Genomic DNA, 19597 nt, shown 5'->3' with positions numbered 1-19597 from the left:
ATTTCATTGGGTCACTTCACTTAGTATGCGAATGCAAGAGGTGTTTTTTCATATACCATCAGGTAAGATTTCCTGCTTTGTTTATTTCTTGATACGTAGCTATTTTTTAATACACAATAACTGGATCATACGTGTTCAAACTATCATATACAGTTTTTGCAACATTAGGAAGAAGGTTCACACACCCACCTGATCCTCCTGTTAAATAAGCATTATTTCCCCAGTCTTTTCGCCAGCCGGCATCGTGAAATCCTTGACCACTATTTGTGAATGGAACCCAGTAATCTACTTTAACCGCATAATCAGCTTTTCCTACTGCGTTACCTCTTAGCGTATATGGTGTTCGTTTATATAGGACGTACCACACACCTGGTGATGTATCTTCACCAGTACTATGTTTACCAGTTACTACATTTGTTGTAACAACTAATTTTCCATCTTTGTAAATCCAAATTTGTTGCTCTGCAATTGAAACTTCTGCATACGTGTCTCCGATGCCATTATTCGCTGTTGTTTTATAACCGATACCTTCCTTCTCCCAACCATTTCCGTGAATATTAGAAGCAGAAAGCGATTTTTCGCCTTTCTCAAAGGCTTGTTGAACTTGTTTAGTTTCTTTTTCAACATCTAGTGCCCAGCCGTATCCTTGTCCTTTTACTGATATGACTGAACCGGAATGAGTTTTAAATGAGAAATCTTTATTTAATGTTGATTTGGCATTATTAATTTCAGTAATTTTCTTCTTAATGTCACTCGCATCAATTGTAACTTTCATATCCTTTGACATAGAGGCATTTTGAATTAAATCTTTCGCTTTTAAAGGATAAACCTCATCCTGCACTTTATACTCAACAGACTGCCCAAGAAGATTCTGTAGTGCTTTCTCCTCTTTTTTGACAATCGGATCGTCTTCTTTAATAGGTTTTATGTATGCAGACTTCAGATGAATTTCGCTTTTATATTTTTGCTTATCATAATCTTTCAGTAGACTAGTAACATCATACTGTTTTCCTTCAACACTTTTCGAAATAACAATTTTCCCTTGTTCTAGCTTCGCCATAGCATCTTGAGGCGCTTTTAATTTCTCATTCATAGAGATGAGCTTTTCTTCTACAAGTTTTTTCATCGTTTCACTACGATACTGATCTGCCTTCTCTGGTAGCAATGAATAATTTTCTCCCTTTGAGGAAGGAAAAAATGTCCACTGACTTTTTAATAGTTTCTTAACCTGAGGCAAATCTTTTTCCGTAAGTTCCGTTTTTGTATCTTTTTCATCTAAAATTTGTTGTTGATCAACATAGACTTTGTTTGCTAGTCCAGATGTCTTTAGTTTCTGTATTGCCTGATCAGCGCTCAGACCACCAACTTTTGTGTCATTAATTGTAACATTCGAATTGAAGTGAGTTGCCTGATAATAACTCATTCCCCCAATAAGAAGTGCAATTACACCAATACCCACTGCGATAAACTTCCAATTTGTATAACGTTTTTTTGATCTTACTCGTTTTTGATCAATTTCTTTAACTGATTCATTTGTTGTATTGTTGTTCATCAATCTTTCCCCCGTATGCATTAACGTCAAACGATTTTCAACTAAAATCATAAACTAGTGTACCTTATTTTTCCTAAAATTTCATTATTTCCGAACACATTTTATCGCAATTTAATGATTAAATTTAGATTTTTTAATAGTACGATGCATTGAACAGTCCTTTACAAGTCATAAAATGAAATTTCAATCAACCGTTATACCAAAGGAATTAACTACATCTTCTTCGGAAAACTTCTTCTCTTTACGTAAAATACGAATTATATTATCCATTTTATAAACATCACCTCCTAATTTTGTCAAAAAAATAAACGATAGTCCTTCTATCTAAAATGTAGAAGAACTATCGTTTTTTCAGTTAGAGTATTTGTATAATCGTTTAACTTTTTATTTCCTGAAGGTCAAACGTGATGAAGATGATGAAATTTCATTTCATAGCCTTTAAATGAAAACATTATGTTTTTTATGGCAAACCAAGTTTATTTTCTTAGCTTGATGTACCCACATATCCAGCAGCCTAAGATTAAGTAAGAGTCTGTTCAACTAGATTTTTTCTAATATTTTTAGGAGCATCTTATTTCGCCTCGTCATATTTCACTAATTGAATTTAAAACACATCCGTATGCTATTTAGTAAAATTTACGATTCGAGACGTAATTATTGCAGTAATTAAGATAATAATAGCGGTTATCAAGCCAGATTCTCCAACCCAAATCTCAGTTTGATATCCTGTACTTGCACGTGCGAAAGGTCCTTGAATAATGGCATTCCAAGTAGTATGGATGATAACCGAAGGCCAAACGCTACCTGTGATTAGTCGTAAATAAGCTGTAATATAACTGAATGGCACAATACAAAAATAGATGCCAAGCACTGAAAATAGGACAGATGGTCCCTCTACATATAGACCAGCAATAACAATTGGAACATGCCACGTTGCCCAAATCAATCCACTAATAAGGATCGGCCGTGAAAACTCTGCATCGACTAGCCTTGTGAGCATATAACCTCGCCAACCCATTTCTTCTCCCAAAACTGGGATTAAGCTAAGCAAACTTCCAAAGACGCCGCTCAATACAACTAGATAAATGAAACTGAATGGTGCCGCTACATACTGAAGTCCAAGCATATTGTAGATCGGTTCTAACATACCACCTTCAGGATGCTGAAACCCTGCAATTCCGCTCAGCCAGGCGATAGAATAAGTAATTCCACAAATAATCATAGGGATTAGCAGAGCAAAACCGATTCCCTTCCATATCTTTAAGTTACCGAGACTAAAAGATACATCTTTAAACCCTTCTTTCAGCATTATGCGAGTCAAAATAGAAGATAATGCTGGGGTAAACATATATACCACAATAAGCGGCATACTTTTCGTAATTATTACTACTACATTTAGGATAATAGAAGTAATGATTAAGATACTCAGAAAGAGTTGCAGTCCTATTTTAGCACGTTGGATTTTATCTTTATTGTGGAACGATTTTGCGTGTAATATCATTGTAATCCGCCCTTCCCCTTTCATTCACTTGTTTATCGAATTTACTTTTTGTCATTTCTACAGACACACCTTAGAATAAAAATATTTTGGCATACAGATTCATTCATCTTTAACATCACTCCCAAATTTATAATCTAGTTTTACTTGCAACTTATCCATGTAATTATTATTTATAAGTTGTCATAACCGATAGTACAAAAGTGTAATGATTAGTCTATGACCTGTGTCAATTAACCTTATGACACTATGTAACTAGAAAATATGATATGGAATAAATAACAATTGAATTAAGGCAATTGATTCGTGCAAGTACAATGAATCATTCTTGCTTTTACAAATAATTCAATTGAGGTGAAAAAAATGAATAAGAAAAAAATAATTGCAATGGTTAGTACAGCTTTATTAGTCACAGGATGCGCGGAAGTAGGAAAGGCTCAAACAGTAGCAGTCGAAAATTCAGGTCAATCAATACAAAAAAATATAGTTAAATCCATACAATCACAGGCTTACCCATTAAAAACGATAGAGCCGTCAAAATCATTTGAGGATTTAAAACCACTTAAGAAAATGATTGGGAGCGCACAATATGTAGGATTAGGAGAGAATACTCATGGAAGCTCTGAAATTTTCACTATGAAGTTTCGCCTTGTGAAATATTTGGTTACTGAGATGGGTTTTACAAATTTCACAATGGAAGAAGATTGGGGAAACGGCTTAAAACTAAATGAATATATCCAAACAGGAAAAGGAAACCCTAGGGAATTTTTAAACTTGTTATATCCTACTGATGAAATTATAGCCATGATTGAGTGGATGAAAGATTATAATGCTGATCCATCCAATAAAAAAAAGATCCAATTTATTGGGCTCGACTTAAAAACGTTGGACCAAGGCAGCTTTAATAAAGTAATTGATTATGTAAGGGTGCATCGACCGGATTTGTTGGCAGAAGTAGAAGAAAATTATAAAGAATTATCGTCTTTTACTGAAAGTATACAGGAATATATGAAACTTACTCCTGAATTGAAAGAGAAGTTCAAAGCAAACGCTGAGAGGGTAGCTCGATTACTAAAAGATGAGAGTGAGCAAGCCAACACAGAAATAGTTTCACCTGAGTACATCTGGGTGAAAGCAACGGCAAGTGCAATAGAGAAATTTACCACAATGCTACTTCCTAACGACTATCCAAGTATGATAAAGCTACATGAGCAATACTTGGCCGATCATGCAATGTGGGCACAAGAGACATTTGGTGGTAAAACGATGGTATGGGGACACAATATTCATATAGCTAAAGGAATTATCGATGAGCAATTATATCCTGATGTTGCGGGGCAGTTTTTAAAGGAACGTTTAAACAATAATTATGTCACAATTGGTAGTACAACTACGGAGGGGAATTTCACCTTATATAGCGAATATAATCCTTCCACCGGAGGTAAGATTACAACAGACGCTATTCCACAAGATGTAAAAAGTTTCAATTACACTCTCGGAAAAGTACCATATAACATGTTTTTATTGGATAACCGTCACCTTAAAGGGCAAGCAGAAAAATGGGTTAAAGCAAAAAGACCATTACTAAGTATAGGAGGACAAATCATCCCCAACAGTTCGGTATACTTTGATACTTCATTGCTTGAGCAATTTGATATTATTTTTCATATTCGAAAAACAAGTCCATCTCATATTAAATAAAAGTACAAAACAATCCCGTTCTTGCAGATGTAAGAACGGGATTGTTTTGTGGGGATTAATAAAGTGAAACTTTAATCAGCAAGTTTTTGTTCATCCCCCACTTATTATTAGCCTTCACCAATCGTGCGTTTACCGGCAGCCCGCCTCCCCCACCTAGCGCTGAATTTTGAGGCGGGGGTCTTACTGCCTGGCAAATAGCGGGATACAAGCATCTTTGTTAACTAGAAGTAAACTGCTCTCCCCCTTTTTAATATCATTTAGAACTGTCATATGACACTTTTACACTAGTGAGAATGACAAAAAAAGCAGTATGATTCGGTTATTACATAGATAGGAGCGATGAACTTTATGAAATCAAAATTCATCCAGAATGGTTATTTTTTATTGCTAACTTTCGTTACAGGATTGTTTTATTTTTGTTTTTATCTTATAGCTCTGCTATTTAGTTTAACCCTTTCATTTACTGTTGTTGGGATTCCATTAATTATGCGCGTACTACAGACTACGACACCTTTTATCCAATTCGAGCGCATACAGACGAAAATTTATACAGATATTTCAACAGACTCTTATGATAAAAGTATAACAATAGATACATCGAACTGGGCTCAGGTGAAATTAGTGCTTACAGATCGTCGTACTTGGTCTGCTGTCTATTGGTTAATACAGAAATTTGTGATTGGCATTTTCAGTCTCATTAGTGCAATCATTTTTTATGTAATGCCACTTATGCTCCTGTTGGCACCACTACTGTATCGATACATCGATATGAATATTATATTCATACAGATAGATACTTTTGCCAAGTCCCTCTTTGTAATGTTTATGGGGATAGTATTTACCGCCATAAGCATTAGAATAGTAGAAGGTTTGACAAAGAAAATTGGGGGCTATACACGTAGTATGATTCGGCAACTAAATCAATAAAAGCTTGCAGTCTGTGAGTAGTATCGTAGTTTTAAATTAAAAAGTATAATAAGACAGGAAGAATTAAATTATAATATAGGAAGAAAATGGTAGGCTATTTAGGGGGTAAAGAACTTGTTAGATATGGTTAAGTATTGGTTTTGGTATGATTGGATTATGTTGGGGGTACGCCTACTTGCTAGTGTGTCTATCATTCTAGCTACGTTAAATTTTCAGGATGGTTTAACATTACCACTTTGGAGTATTATTCTTTGGGAAATTATTGCCTTCTCTATTCCATGGGTAGCCTTACTATTCAATTATAAATATTATTTGTTCACAGAAATACTGCTGTATGGTGGACTATGTATATATTTAACCTCATTATTTCCAGGAGCTTACAACACATTTCTTATATCAGTGTTTCTAATTGCTGCGAATAGTAAGCATTTGTCCTATTATTGGACAGCTCCAATAACAGTTTTTATAACGACTGGAATTTTCTATGCGGTTGCGGCAAGTAATAGCTATTGGGTTATGGTCACCTATTATGGATTCGCATATGTAATGGGCTTCGCTTTTCATTTATTAATCGTCAATCATAAACAAAATGAATCAATTCGTAAACAAAACGCGGTACTTGAGCAATATATGTCTCAGATTGAACGCATCACACTGGCGGAAGAACGGAACAGACTGTCGAGTGAGCTTCATGATACAGTTGGTCATGCTTATACTTCTATTATTATGGGGATGGAAACGTTGCGTACCGAACTTTCTACTGAAATGGGTATACAGAGGCTAGACTCTCTGCTTGAAATGGGACGGAAAAGTATCGAGGACGTGAGAGGTTACCTACATCAAATGGATTCTCCATGTCAATCGCCTTCCTTAATTCAATCTCTACAAAATCTTGGAGCCGAATTTCAGGAGCATGCTCAGGTAAATGTAAGTTTTAGGACATTCGGAGAGGAATATCAGCTGTCTCGGCAAGCGAAGATCGCATTCATTCGTTGCTTACAAGAGTCCCTTACGAATGCAGTACGTCATGGTCAGGGAACTGAAATTATAGTTTCATTGCAGTTTGACGAACAATATACGAGGTTAGAAGTTCAAGATAATGGAAAAGGAAATGTAGAATGGCAGGAAGGCTTTGGTATGAATGCGATGAAAGAACGGGCAATGAACTTGCAAGGTCAATTGTCTGTATATACAAAGCCTGAGGAAGGAATGCTTGTTACTTGTACCATACCGCGACAAACTGAAATAAAAGATGGACTTATTCGTTTGTTAATTGTAGACGATCAGCCATTTGTCCGGGAAAGTTTGAGGACACTACTCGATAGATATGAAGATTTAAATGTAGTCGGTTTAGCTGAAGATGGCAATGAAGCCATCGATTTGTGTGGGCGCCTTCAACCCCATGTTATACTTATGGATTTAGATATGCAGCACATGGATGGAGTCGAAGCAACCAAAAAGATTAAGCAACAATGGCCACATATCCGCGTATTGATTTTTACAACGTTTCAAGATACCGAACAGGCAGTGGAATCACTTCGCAACGGTGCGGATGGTTTTTTACTCAAATCTATTGAAACGTTGGAGCTAGCCAATACGATCCGACTTATTCACAAAGGTGGGACACTAATTGATCAGGGAATGTCTCACAAAATATTTGAGAAATTTGATGAGCAAAAAGAGACACCACAATCAAAAGCAGCCGCTTATGAGCTAACAGCTAGGGAAATAGAAATATTGCAACTAGTAGCCAAGGGACTTCGATACACTACCATAGCATCAAGGTTATATTTATCGAATGGTACGGTCAGAAATTATGCTTCTACAGCTTATACAAAGCTGGGAGTCCGTAACAAAGAAGAAGCTGTTCAAAAGGCTCTAGAAATTGGAATTATTGAATAAGAAAAATGTTTTTTTGTTTCTCTACAGCAAGGTAAAATGTAGTTACAAGGTACAGTAAAGGATAAAGTGAAACTTTAATCAGCCCTCACCAATCGGGTTTTTACGGGCAGGCCGCCCCTACCTAACTTCTTTGCTTCCTGTGAATTTTGAGGTGGGGGTCTTACTGTCCGTTAATGCGGGATAAACTTATGAATTTAATTGAATATCATTTTTGATAGGTAATTTTTTTGAAAAATTTAACCCTGTTTTAAAAAATTTAAATAGCGTTACTACATATTGAATGTAGCAACGCTATTGTTTTCTATATTAGAAATTAAACATCTTTATTATCGCTATACGGAAGACAGTTTTAGGTCTTTTCATGTGGGGATTCCTCTAAACCAGTCCCCCCTAATTCACTTGTTGTCTCTGAAAATAGTCATTTAAAAATATAGTTGCTAATTTCATTTCACTCTTCCTTGCACCCAAGTTGCAATATCATTTATAACATACTCTGGGATATTAGCAGGACTATACTATTCATCCGATTGACTTAATTCTCCTTCTCCTTCTGTAAAGAAGTGATTTAACTTTTGATACAGTCAATAATCAATGTTATCTCTCTCTTTTAATTGTTATTTCCAAAAAGGATTATCTATCATTCTTTATAAATTGCAAAATTTAAGGTCGGCAAAGGATTTCTATTTTTTATAAACAGGTGGAATGCTTTGTGGAAAATTGAAAATATCTTCTGGATCGTATTTAGCTTTCACTTGAGTCAATCGTTTAAAGTTTTCACCATAATATAAATCCGACCAATCTTTCATTGAGAGGTCAGGTGTGTTAACATAGACACCTTTCGTAAAAGGAATCAACGCGTGACGAAAAGCTTCTACCCAACGAATCCCTTGTGCAGCTCCCTCAGGTTTGTCCCAAGTGGAAAATAACACCATATTCATTAGAGCTTTTCGATAAAAATAAGCAGTTGCTTCCTTGGGTACTGCAGAAACAGTCCCCCCTAAGCCCTGAAAAAATATAGAAACAGTAGAATTAGGTGGAGATTGACTCATAAAATGTTGAATCGTAGCAATACCTTCTTCAGGTAATAAAGAATCCATAAAAGGTGCTACGCTTTTAAATGGAAAAGGAGTTGTAGGCTGATGATTGGATATTAACGTTATAGCTTCTAAATAAGAGAGTTCTTTTATGTCTACCTTTATAGGTGATCCAATTTTGAGAAGTGGTTGTATCAATTTCTGTAAGTCTGTAACTGATCCATGAAAAATCCCATGCATCAACACAGGAGCTGTCTTTTCTGAAGACAATAATAATGTAGGAGTAAAGCGTTTATCAGAAGTAGGTAGAGTATACTTTTGCCATTCCTGTATAACGGCTTTTAAATCTTGATGCCTCCAACTAACTTCAACAAAACCAACAGTCTTAATTTCCTGAGTACGAAAGCGAAAAGATGTACAAATACCGAAACTTCCGCCTCCACCACGTAAAGCCCAAAATAGATCAGGATGCTCCTGATCATTAACCTGCAATACACAGCCGTTAGCATCAACCATTTCTATTTCTACGACATGATCAAGTAATAGTCCTAATGGTCGAGAAAGAATACCTTGCCCACCACCTAGCGCTATTCCTGCGATAGCTGGTTTAGGACAGACCCCATTAGGAATAGCTAATCCCTCTTTCCCAAGAAGCTCAGCTAGATGGAGATTTTTACAACCAGCTCCTACTGTAACAGTTTTTGATGTTGGATCTATTTTTATTTGATTTATCTCACTGACATCAATTACAATACCACCATCTAAAACTGACAAGCCTTCATAATTGTGCCCTCCTGAACGTACTCGGATAGGTACGTTATTATGTAACGACCATCGTACTGCATTCACAACGTCTTGAGTATTTTGTGCAAAGACAATAACAAAAGGGAATCTATTAAAAAATGTGTTGAACGCTTGACGTGCTGAATCATATTGCGCTTCACCAGGCGATACAATACGTCCTGTTAAACTTATATTTTCATCATAGAGCATATAGAAACCTCTCTCTCCGTACAAAAATTTTTAATGTTATCATGCTAATAATATGTATGTAAAAAAAAGTAAGAACCGTCAATTATATTGGTGATTCTTACTTTTTTTCATAAAATTAAACAAATCCGTGCAGCTTTTAAATCAACAAAAGCCGTTTTTGAGCCTTTATTTTTACTATATGGCGTAGTGACGCATACCTATCAACCTTGCTCGATGGTGATAGGACACGGCAACAATCCTTTCTCTTTCGGGCTACTCATTATAAATAATAGATTTTCAGGGTGAAACTTTAACTTATGAGATTATAGCATTACAAGCTTTAAAAAAAACTCATACAAATTAATCCTGTTAAATAAAACTTGCCAATGGCCCCTAAAAGTAGTAATCGTTGCCGCGCCCCTTCTTAGATAAAAGATAAATTTTTAATTTAAAATCTAAAATAAATAGTTTATGGACCGTAGTGCTAGTCCACCTATTATTTCTAAATTTCTTGTACCGATTCAAGATAATCAATAAAACGAGGTCCGATTATGTCTATACTTCGTATAAATAACATCATTACATTAATCTTTTTTCGGGAGTACAATCCCTTTATATAATTGAACTGTAATCAAGTAATAAATCGAGTAAATTACTACAAAAATAACAAGTGGTAACCAAATACGAAAGTACGGATCGATTAAAAGCGATCCAAACATGTTCATACCAACTAATATGTGAGTAATCCCCACAATTGCTGGGAATAAGAATATGAAGAATAACTCTTTATAGATTGATTTTGTTAATAATTCTCGGCGAACACCAATTTTACGAAGCATTTGATAACGTGCTACATCTTTTGATGCTCCCGACAGAACTTTAAACATTAAGCAGCTTGCCATCATTGCTAAAAATGCAATTCCAACGAAGAAACCCATAAACATTAGTCCGCTGGCAAAATCATGACTCATAATATATTTTTGATACTTACTATCCAATTCTTCCGCTTTCACATTTTTATATTTTGCTATCTGTAATTCATCAAGTTTTTTCCATTCTTTTATGTATGATCCAAAATCATCTGTTTTCCCTATAAACACAGTACTTTCTTTACCCTTCAACCCATCGTATATGTTTTGTTCTACAATTTTGATTTCATAATGAGGATACATATAATTTGGCTGGATCGTTCTGAAAGCCTGAATCCATTGTTTTGTGTCGATTTCTCCTTTAACCCATTTTATTGAAAATGCACCAATTGGTATTTCCTCTGAAACTTTTTCTATTTTCATGCCTTGCAAGAAAGGGCGATTTTTTTCTACATCTTCTTTAAGATAATAAACATACCTATCATCAACTTTGTAATGGTATTCAAATTTTTCTTGAAATAAGATACCACCCAAAATTGTCTTTTCTTCCGCAGTTGGATTATGAATGACTGAATCGTAAATTCGCATTTGATCTGTCATGTTTATAATGTTGTTTTTAAATGCCATACCACAAGCAATTCCACCAGCACCAAGAGCCACTAAAATTGCTACTGTTGCAAGCACATTTGTTAGACTATTAATGCGGAAATTTAATTGTGCAAAAGTAAAAGCATTGAGGCCTTTTTCACTACGTTTTTTATTACTCTTTAGCTTGTTAATCATAACTGGGAGAAGGGATCCAAATATAAGGTAAGTACCAGCGGTTGCTGAGATTAATCCAACGGCCATTAATCCCAAAGCAATTAGCGAATTTGCATATGACATATAGATCAGTGATGCATAACCAATACCTAATAAAAGAATACCAAGGAATGCAATTACAACTGTCATTTTTCCTTTTATGGCAACACGTTCTGTTTGTGCATCTGCATGTACAAGTTGCAGTACAGAAATACGCGATAATTTAATACTATTCATAATTGCAGATAATACAAATAGTGCAAAGAAGAAGACGCAAGTAATAGCTATTGATGGCAGATAAAATGCTTTATAACCTTCACCAGCAAACTCGAGTTGTTTCATTAATAACTGACCGATCCCTTCTGCAAGTCCTACACCAACTGTAATACCAATCGCAAGAGACGCAGCGCCTAATACGATTGTTTCGATAAACATAAGTAATGTAACTTTATGCTTTTTTGCTCCTAACATCATATACATACCAAATTCTTTTTGACGAAGAGCTGATAAGAAAGAGTTTGCATATAAAATAAAAAAAAATGTGATAACCGCTAACAAAAAGGAACCAATTTTAAAGACAGCCACAATATCCCTAATAGAAGAGTTAGATTCAAGGAACGTTTTATTGGATGCTAGCGTTTGAAACATATAAAAAGTTGAAATAGAGACAATAAGACCAACAAGTAAAACAATGTAATCTTGCAACTTACTTTTTAGGCCTGACATAGAAAGCTTAAATAACATGATTGAACTTCCTTCCTTACGCTTTTTGTGTGCCTAAGTTTGCAAGCACGTCTAAAATTTCTTTATAGAATTCTTCACGGGTACCACCGCGATGAATTTCTTTATATAACTCACCATCTTGAATGAATAAAATACGCTGACAGTAACTTGCGCTATAAGGATCATGCGTAACCATCATAATGGATACACCTTGCTCTTTATTTAAGCTTGTCATGGCATTAAGTAAACTCGTTGCATTTTTAGAATCTAGAGCTCCAGTCGGCTCGTCTCCCAAAATAATTGCTGGTTCATGAACTAACGCACGTGCTGCTGCAGAACGTTGCTTTTGTCCACCAGATACTTCAGAAGGATATTTTTGAAGTATCGCTGTAATGCCTAACATATCAGCTACTTTTTCTACTTTCTTTCCAATGTTACGAGATGAAACACCTTGAAGTGAAAGTGGGAGTGCGATATTTTCATAGATAGATAAATTTTCTAATAAGTTAAAGTCTTGGAAAATGAACCCTAACTTTTGTGAACGAAAATCAGAAAGTTCACCTTGCTTCATTCTCGTAATATCCGTTCCTGCAATTTCAACAATGCCGCCTGTCGCTTTATCTAACGTTGAAATTACATTTAATAATGTTGTTTTACCAGAACCAGAAGGCCCCATAATACCGACAAACTCCCCCTCTTGAATTGAGAATGATACACCTTTTAATGCATGTGATTGATTCTCACCTTTTTTACCGTACAATTTTTGAATGTTTTTTACATCTACAACTGGCTTTATCATTTATATCCTCCTACATTTTTTTATTTCATTACAATAAGCTACTATGTTTGTTTACTACTAACAAAATAGACACGTTGCATTCACCCTAAAGCTACAATGAAATCTTTCCTTTTATCTTCTTTGCTCACCCCATCACTTTGAATACATCCATGATAAACTATGAAAATTAGGAAACACTCCTTAAAATCCTTAAGAATTCTTAAGTTTTAAAAAAAACTTATGGAACCTGTAATTCCATAAGCCAGTCTATTTGATTGGATGTTCAACAATAAAGGACATCCAGCCATCTTTATATTCTGCATGTATAGTACCATCATGAAGTTCAACAATTCTTTTTGATATAGCAAGTCCCAGTCCATTTCCTTGATCATTTTTTCTTGCCTTATCACCCCTGAAAAATCTTTCAAACAATTTATTTGGATCGCTAACAGGCGGTCTCTCGACTATATTTGATACTTTTAAAATTGCTTTGTTATCCATTAATTCAAGACATATGAATAATTGGGATGGTTTCATGCTGTAATTTATCGCATTCATAAACAGATTTTCATATACACGTACCATTTTTTCTGCATCTATGAAGATAGGTATTATTTCTTGTGTAATTGATTTTTGAACGATTAAACTTTCCTTTTCAAATATAGGAATGTATTCTCCAACTATTTGCTCCAACAGACCTGATAAATCAACTTCATTAAGATTTAACTTAGCATCTATGCCTGATAAACGAGTATATTCAAACAGCTCATCAATTAAATATTTCAATCTCTGTGACTTTGAATAAGTGGTTTCAAGGTATTCCTGTAGTTGTGTGTTATTGTTGTATTGCCCTCTTTTTAATAAATCTAAATAACCAATAATAGATGTCAACGGTGTGCGTAAGTCATGAGATACGTTAGTTATGAGTTCATTTTTTGTACGTTCTAATCGTCTTTCTTGTTCAAATGTATTTTCCAATTCCTTAGACATATAGTTGATATTTTGAGCAAGTTGGGTCAATTCGTCCTTCCCCTTAATCCCAATTGTTAGACCTAGTTTTCCATTGGCAATATCATTCACGTTATCAGAAATAAGCTTCAAATATACTATTTTCTTTCGAACCAATATCAAAAAAAGTATAATAAAGGTAAAGATTGCGAACGCGAATAAGAACAACATTGCGACATTGAATTCAAACATACCAAATTCTTCGTATTTTATAAATAATGGATCTATGACGTATGCCAAAATGAGGATTGTTAAACCAAATGAAATAAAAAAACTAATTGCAACAGCACCAAGAAGTTTTATAATGATCTTATTTCTGAAACTAACATTCTTCATATTTTATACCCAATTCCCCAAACAGTTTTAATGTAAATGGGATGTTTAGAATCCTCTTCAATTTTATCTCTTATTTTTGTAATATGCACCATGACGGTATTGTCTGATTTATAAAAAACCTCTTTCCAAACTGCTTCATATATTTTTGCTACACTCATAACACTCCCTTTATTGCGGGCAAGTAGTTCGAGAATAGCAAACTCTTTTGGAGTTAACCTTGTTTCTTTTCCTCTTACCCATACTTGACGTGTATCTGTATTTACGGTTAAGTCACCAATTTCTAGAATGCTTTTATTATGTTCTACGGACGTATTGTATTTTTTAAATCTTCTTAATTGGGATTTCACTCTAGCGATTAATTCTAATGGGTTAAACGGTTTTGATAAATAATCGTCTGCACCAGAGGCTAGGCCCTGAATTTTGTCTATATCCTCAGATTTTGCAGATAGCATAATGATAGGCATATTGCGATCTTCCCTAATTTTCATACATGCTTCAATGCCATCCATATTCGGCATCATAATATCTAAAATAACCAAATCAAATTCCTTTTCTTCTAACAGTTGTAAAGCTTGTATAGCATCTTCTGCCTTTTGAGTTTTTAGGCCTTCATTTTCTAGATATACAGAGATAAGATTTCTAATCTCTTTATCATCATCAACAATAAGAATTTTTGACTCCATATTATTCCTCCACATTAAATGCAATAAGTATACAATAAAGCATATATTTGTTGTTACTTACTTAATAAACTTACTAGAGATAGTTTCTATCTTTTTTTCTTTAATTAAGACGATTCTTTGTAAAATACACAAAAAGACCGTCACAGTATTGTGACGGAAAAACAGGAAAATTTCAATAACTAATACTATTATTATTTATTTTTAGCTTTTAAGACACCCAGCGCTATTTTGGTTGCTTCTGCAATAAGCTTATCATCGTATTTAGCATCCTCTTTATCATGATTAGAAAGTATCGCAAGAACAATTGGCTTTTTATTTGGTGGCCAAATAATTGCGATATCATTTCTGGTTCCATAAGATCCCGAGCCCGTCTTATCAGCTACTTCCCATCCTCCTGGAACTCCAGCACGAATTAAGTTGTCTCCGGTAGTATTCCTTTTCATCCAATCTATTAATAAATCCCGTTTCTCAGTTGAAAGTACATCTCCTAACGCAAAAGCCTGAAGACTAGTAGCTAATGCCTTTGGGGTACTAGTATCATGTACGTCTCCTGGATGCACTTCGTTTAACTCTGGTTCAAAACGTTCAGGATTTGTAACGGTATCTCCTATTTCTCTCAGTGATTTTTTGAATTCGCTAGGTCCACCTAATTGTTTAAGAATAAGATTTTGTGCAGTATTATCACTATATCGAAGGGAAGCATCTGCAAGCTCTTTCAGAGTCATCCCCCTATCAACATACTTTTCTGTAATTGGATTGTAATTAACAAGATCTTCACGAGTATACAAAACTCTTTGATTTAGATCTTCTATTGATTTCTTTTGTAAAAGTACTCCCACAGCTAAAGCTTTGTGGGTAGATGCGTATGCAAACCGTTTATCTGATTGATACGTAACGGTTTGATTCGTATCAGTGTCCAATGCATAAATACCAAGTTTAGCATCAAATTCTTTTTCAAGTTTAGCAAAAGAATCATTACCATTAGTTTCTTGTTTGATTTGATTTGTTTGTTTCGTTTGTTTAAGTGATTCAGATTGAGTATTACCATCGGAACAGCCTATAAGCGTTGCACATGAAAGAAATACTACAGGTACCATCTTTTTGTAATGTAAAATGTTAAAAAACTTGTTTAAGACTATCATACATTTTCAACCTCTTTCAAGAATATATAGTTTTTTTAGGTGTTATACATATCGATACAATTAAAGAGTGTATCGGATATCACTCTCTTGCATCTCACTTTTCATAAAATGAGTGAACTATCATGAACCCCTGTTTTATACGTATACTTAATAGACAACCTAAATAACAAGTTTGTTCCATTTTTATTAGTAGTCGTATCTAGAAACCTAAAAAAGTCCATTTAGAAGATCTAAATGGACTTTTTCACTCATATAATCCTATCTATAGTTAAACGAATAAGATTAAATAAATTTAAATTTTCTTGTTTTATCTACTAAACTGTTTAGGCATTTCTTTAACGTGCTTATCATCATCACGCCAATCATAGGTTTCTTTCTGTGAAATATCTAAAGTTTGATCTCCAATTCTAACAATATTCTTATTTACCCATTCAATATATGGATCGGTATCTGGATAATTCCAATATATATTTTTCTCTGAATCTGTATCAAGGTTAACTAATTCACCCCTAACAGCATCCGCACTTAATGATCCTGCATTATGAAAATAAGTCTTGATGAGATATTTTCCATCTGGAGATTTCACTGTTCGAATTAATTCCCCTTTTGGAACGCCTTGCAAACTAAAAAGTTTCCAATATCCAAATCCAATTATAATTACTAACATAGTAAGTATAGTTAGTAATACTTTTCTTTTTGTTTTTTTAATTTCACCTTTTGTATTTATAATACTCATTCAACTCCATTCCATAGAACACATACCATATTATACCATTAAATAAATGGTATAATATATCAAAAATAAAAATCCTCCCTTAATAGTATTATAAAAAGAGCATGTGATGTTCCCCCTATTTATAAAATGAAACTTTAATCACCCTCACCAATCGGGCTACCCGTTAATGCGCGATAAACATGACAATTCCCCTTTAAGAAAAATATAAAAAATCAGACAGTATACTTGAATTGCTCTTCGCAAGAGAATATACTAATAAAGCAGGCTATGACGTTCCTTCCTTCTAACTTCTTTGGCGAAATAGGGATGTTACTTTCCTGCTAAACACATAGGCTATGACAATTCTTCCTTCTTTGTAGAAATTTCAAATTGTTTTAGAGTTGTCAATTTCCTATGAAAAATAATTAGACTATAAAACCTCTTTCTTCTTTGGGATTGCATAAACTTTAGTTTATCAACCATTGATGTAGAGGTTTTCTTTTCTTAATTAACAAATTACCACTTAACAACTAAATGTTATACCCCTAATTTTTCACTAAAAAATAGCTATGTACCCTCTGTGCATTTTTCTACAATTATTGTGTTTATACATATAAAAATAAAAATCTACCACTGAAAGGAGGACAGTCAGACTATTCCCCTCTTTTATAAGGCGTGAATAGATGGCGTTCTCATGAAAAATTCTATTTATATAAGAAGAAGTTTGAAAGTAATTATAAAAAGAGAAGAAAATAAACTACCGAACATGTATTTAGCCACTGTTTTAAAAAACTTGGAAAGTTTAGGATTTACTTTTTCCGAGCCTTTAATAGAAAAGTTGCAAACACTTTCGGTTGATGCATTCACAACGTTTTACAAAGAGTTGGTAAAACATTTAAAAGAAATGGTTGGTGCACATATTCAGTTTACTCCTATGTATCCAAACTTTCCGCAACAAATGATGGATTTAAGTGACGCTGATTTATACATCAATGCCGTTATTCATTATGTGACGTTGCGCCTACCTGTATCAAAAGTAGAAGAACGACTTCCTCTTTTAGATAGCGTTGATTTGAAAGTTATTGACTTAGGAAGTGAAGAAGATTTCAATCAAATGATTTCTCAATTGATTAGTGCAAACAGCTCTATTTCCTCAACTGATAAGACAGATGTAGAATGGGCTATTACACACACTGAAGATGTTTCCTGTTTTCTACCTAATGTAATTCCTCATAAGGAAAATATGTCTTTTATAATTGGAGTTTTATTAATAAACAGAAAAATATCAGCCGATGCTGCTGCAAAGTATTTTAAAACAGCAACTGATGTTCTTCGCCTTGCAGTTGCTTTATCTGAAGGCGATGTGAGTTTAGCATCTTCCGGTCGATTCAAGAAGTTTAACCGAGTAGAAAGACGCTTCCTTTTAGGATTGTTAGAGCAATGCGGAAACATTACAGAAGATATGCTTCGATACAAAAAACGTTGGATTCGTTTAGGTGAAATTCTTCATCCAGCAGAATATCATACTCGTTTCCCAAAAACCCACCGAGCATTTGAAATGCTTCGCAACAACATTAAAGTTGAAACATTTAATGGAAAAATAGAAGCAGCTTTGTTGAATCGTGATATCATGACAGCGAAAAATCTTTTAAAAACTCGCCCGGGGGAATTTGCCAGACGCTTGGATCATTTAATCCGTTTATGTAGTAATAAGTCAACAGATGTTTTCAATATTCTCGAAGATTTTCTAAGTATAATAGGAAACGTTTCTACTCCTGTATTACTTCAACTCACGGCTCATTTTAAGCATCGAAATGATAAAAATGAATTTCGTACCTTTTTTCCAAAGGGAAATGTAGCAAAAGCTATAGGTATTGAAAATACACTTCCATTTATCTCAGAGGATATTTGTTTAATGATTGTAAAAATGTGTGAAGATACTTTAAAAAATCGCTTCGCAGAACTTCCAATTCTTGGAAAAGTATTTTTGGATGAACAGTTAAAAAATCACTTAGTTCCCTTCTCTCAACGTTCAGCCAGCAAAGCGCTTCGCACATTATCTCGAGGAAGTAAAGTAGATTTGCCAGAAGGAGATACGATTCGTTTTTTCCTATGGTGGAAAGAAGGCTATGTGAATGGACAACATACAGGACGTGTTGACATTGATTTGTCTGCTGCAATGTACGACGAAGATTGGCAATACAAAGAACATGTATCCTTCACGAACTTACGTTCAAAAAATTTCAAAGCTTACCATAGCGGAGATATTACTTCTGCACCAAAGGGAGCATCTGAATTCATTGATTTCGATATTCCGTCTGTGCTGAAATATGGTGGACGCTATGTAGTTATGACTTTGCTTTCTTACACAGACCAACCATATAAAGATTTACCAGAATGCTTTACTGGTTGGATGGTTCGTCAATATCCTGGTTCAGGTGAAGTATTTGAACCTTCTACTGTTCAAGATAAAGTGGATATTACTGCCGACACCCAAATCTCTATTCCAGTTATTTTAGACTTAAAGGAACGAAAATTGATTTGGACAGATTTGTCTCTTACAAGAGATCTAACTTATGATAATACCATCGAGGCTAATCAAAAAGGTATGATACTAGTTGGAAAGGCTTTAACTAATTTAGTTAAACCGAATTTATATGACTTGTTCCGATTACATATTGAAGCTAGAGGTGAACTCGTTCAAGAAATCGAAGAAGCAAAAAGCATTTTTTCTTTGGATAAAGGGATTACTCCTTTCGATATCGAAAAAATAATATCTGATTTTATTGCTGACCCACAAGACTAACTACATTACAAACATTGATAATGTGTGGAAAATATCGATGTATAATGTCTATGTGAAACAGGACCTGATAGATGAATATCAGGTCCTGTTTTTTATTTAGTAGATACTAAATAGTCCGGTTAATCACTATTCATCTAAATACACTATACT

The 19597-nt window shown here is 34.4% G+C and carries 13 protein-coding genes and 1 pseudogene; 4 read left to right on the top strand and 10 right to left on the bottom strand.

What is annotated here, in order from left to right:
• Window positions 1–106 precede the first annotated feature (106 nt).
• Together MKY38_RS06410 and MKY38_RS06405 are read right to left on the bottom strand one after the other, a co-directional pair.
• Window positions 107–1552, bottom strand: a complete 1446-nt coding sequence (locus MKY38_RS06410; protein ID WP_070180284.1) for a L,D-transpeptidase family protein — start codon at window positions 1550–1552, stop codon at window positions 107–109.
• Window positions 1553–2174: 622 nt separating this feature from the next.
• Window positions 2175–3053 carry a CPBP family intramembrane glutamic endopeptidase gene (locus MKY38_RS06405; RefSeq protein ID WP_341048431.1) on the bottom strand — a complete coding sequence of 293 codons (879 nt, stop codon included), beginning with the start codon at window positions 3051–3053 and terminating at the stop codon, window positions 2175–2177.
• Window positions 3054–3413: 360 nt separating this feature from the next.
• Between MKY38_RS06405 and MKY38_RS06400 the strand changes: the two genes are divergently transcribed.
• The 3 genes from MKY38_RS06400 to MKY38_RS06390 all read left to right on the top strand — a co-directional run bounded on the left by MKY38_RS06400 (window position 3414) and on the right by MKY38_RS06390 (window position 7580).
• Window positions 3414–4751 carry an erythromycin esterase family protein gene (locus tag MKY38_RS06400; protein WP_341048429.1) on the top strand — a complete coding sequence of 446 codons (1338 nt, stop codon included), beginning with the start codon at window positions 3414–3416 and terminating at the stop codon, window positions 4749–4751.
• Window positions 4752–5099: 348 nt separating this feature from the next.
• Window positions 5100–5678 (top strand): sensor domain-containing protein, encoded by a 579-nt coding sequence (locus MKY38_RS06395; RefSeq protein WP_070180287.1) that lies wholly within the window; start codon window positions 5100–5102, stop codon window positions 5676–5678.
• A 114-nt stretch (window positions 5679–5792) separates the two neighbouring features.
• Window positions 5793–7580: a helix-turn-helix transcriptional regulator gene (locus MKY38_RS06390; protein ID WP_025708656.1), complete on the top strand. Its 1788-nt coding sequence runs from the start codon at window positions 5793–5795 to the stop codon at window positions 7578–7580.
• A 443-nt stretch (window positions 7581–8023) separates the two neighbouring features.
• Here the strand turns inward: MKY38_RS06390 and MKY38_RS06385 are convergent.
• The 8 genes and pseudogenes from MKY38_RS06385 to MKY38_RS06350 form a co-directional block, all read right to left on the bottom strand.
• Window positions 8024–8218: pseudogene (locus MKY38_RS06385) on the bottom strand (alpha/beta hydrolase); the annotation flags it as partial.
• A gap of 42 nt (window positions 8219–8260) precedes the next feature.
• Window positions 8261–9607, bottom strand: coding sequence for an FAD-binding oxidoreductase (locus tag MKY38_RS06380; RefSeq protein WP_025708658.1), 1347 nt, complete (start codon window positions 9605–9607; stop codon window positions 8261–8263).
• A 563-nt stretch (window positions 9608–10170) separates the two neighbouring features.
• Complete coding sequence (locus tag MKY38_RS06375; RefSeq protein ID WP_114556211.1) at window positions 10171–12000, bottom strand: FtsX-like permease family protein; 1830 nt, start codon at window positions 11998–12000, stop codon at window positions 10171–10173.
• A 16-nt stretch (window positions 12001–12016) separates the two neighbouring features.
• Entirely contained in the window at window positions 12017–12778 is a 762-nt protein-coding gene (locus tag MKY38_RS06370; RefSeq protein WP_000595165.1) for an ABC transporter ATP-binding protein, read from the bottom strand.
• A gap of 246 nt (window positions 12779–13024) precedes the next feature.
• Window positions 13025–14101 (bottom strand): sensor histidine kinase, encoded by a 1077-nt coding sequence (locus MKY38_RS06365; protein WP_070180289.1) that lies wholly within the window; start codon window positions 14099–14101, stop codon window positions 13025–13027.
• Window positions 14098–14784: a response regulator transcription factor gene (locus MKY38_RS06360; RefSeq protein WP_003313232.1), complete on the bottom strand. Its 687-nt coding sequence runs from the start codon at window positions 14782–14784 to the stop codon at window positions 14098–14100. The genes MKY38_RS06365 and MKY38_RS06360 overlap by 4 nt, the downstream gene beginning before the upstream one ends.
• Window positions 14785–14975: 191 nt before the next feature.
• Window positions 14976–15926 carry a class A beta-lactamase gene (gene bla / locus MKY38_RS06355; protein ID WP_025708667.1) on the bottom strand — a complete coding sequence of 317 codons (951 nt, stop codon included), beginning with the start codon at window positions 15924–15926 and terminating at the stop codon, window positions 14976–14978.
• 307 nt (window positions 15927–16233) lie between these two features.
• Window positions 16234–16662 (bottom strand): DUF5412 domain-containing protein, encoded by a 429-nt coding sequence (locus MKY38_RS06350; protein ID WP_000022540.1) that lies wholly within the window; start codon window positions 16660–16662, stop codon window positions 16234–16236.
• Between the two features lie 673 nt (window positions 16663–17335).
• Here MKY38_RS06350 and MKY38_RS06345 point away from each other — a divergent pair.
• A complete protein-coding gene (locus MKY38_RS06345) occupies window positions 17336–19447 on the top strand; it encodes a TerD family protein (protein ID WP_341048422.1) in 2112 nt (703 codons plus the stop codon).
• Window positions 19448–19597: the final 150 nt, after the last annotated feature.

Source organism: Bacillus sp. FSL R5-0585 (genome assembly GCF_038004545.1).
GTDB classification, from domain to species: Bacteria; Bacillota; Bacilli; order Bacillales; family Bacillaceae_G; genus Bacillus_A; species Bacillus_A cereus.
This window is presented reverse-complemented; position numbering and strand designations above follow the sequence as displayed.

Excerpts from the sequence above, each read along its gene's own strand:
- MKY38_RS06405 (WP_341048431.1), bottom strand. The coding sequence starts at position 3,053 with ATGATATTACACGCAAAATCGTTCCACAATAAAGATAAAATCCAACGT.
- MKY38_RS06350 (WP_000022540.1), bottom strand. The coding sequence starts at position 16,662 with ATGAGTATTATAAATACAAAAGGTGAAATTAAAAAAACAAAAAGAAAA.
- MKY38_RS06410 (WP_070180284.1), bottom strand. The coding sequence starts at position 1,552 with ATGAACAACAATACAACAAATGAATCAGTTAAAGAAATTGATCAAAAA.
- MKY38_RS06360 (WP_003313232.1), bottom strand. The coding sequence starts at position 14,784 with ATGGAGTCAAAAATTCTTATTGTTGATGATGATAAAGAGATTAGAAAT.
- MKY38_RS06375 (WP_114556211.1), bottom strand. The coding sequence starts at position 12,000 with ATGTTATTTAAGCTTTCTATGTCAGGCCTAAAAAGTAAGTTGCAAGAT.
- MKY38_RS06380 (WP_025708658.1), bottom strand. The coding sequence starts at position 9,607 with ATGCTCTATGATGAAAATATAAGTTTAACAGGACGTATTGTATCGCCT.
- MKY38_RS06365 (WP_070180289.1), bottom strand. The coding sequence starts at position 14,101 with ATGAAGAATGTTAGTTTCAGAAATAAGATCATTATAAAACTTCTTGGT.
- MKY38_RS06345 (WP_341048422.1), top strand. The coding sequence starts at position 17,336 with ATGAAAAATTCTATTTATATAAGAAGAAGTTTGAAAGTAATTATAAAA.
- MKY38_RS06370 (WP_000595165.1), bottom strand. The coding sequence starts at position 12,778 with ATGATAAAGCCAGTTGTAGATGTAAAAAACATTCAAAAATTGTACGGT.
- MKY38_RS06395 (WP_070180287.1), top strand. The coding sequence starts at position 5,100 with ATGAAATCAAAATTCATCCAGAATGGTTATTTTTTATTGCTAACTTTC.
- bla (WP_025708667.1), bottom strand. The coding sequence starts at position 15,926 with ATGATAGTCTTAAACAAGTTTTTTAACATTTTACATTACAAAAAGATG.
- MKY38_RS06400 (WP_341048429.1), top strand. The coding sequence starts at position 3,414 with ATGAATAAGAAAAAAATAATTGCAATGGTTAGTACAGCTTTATTAGTC.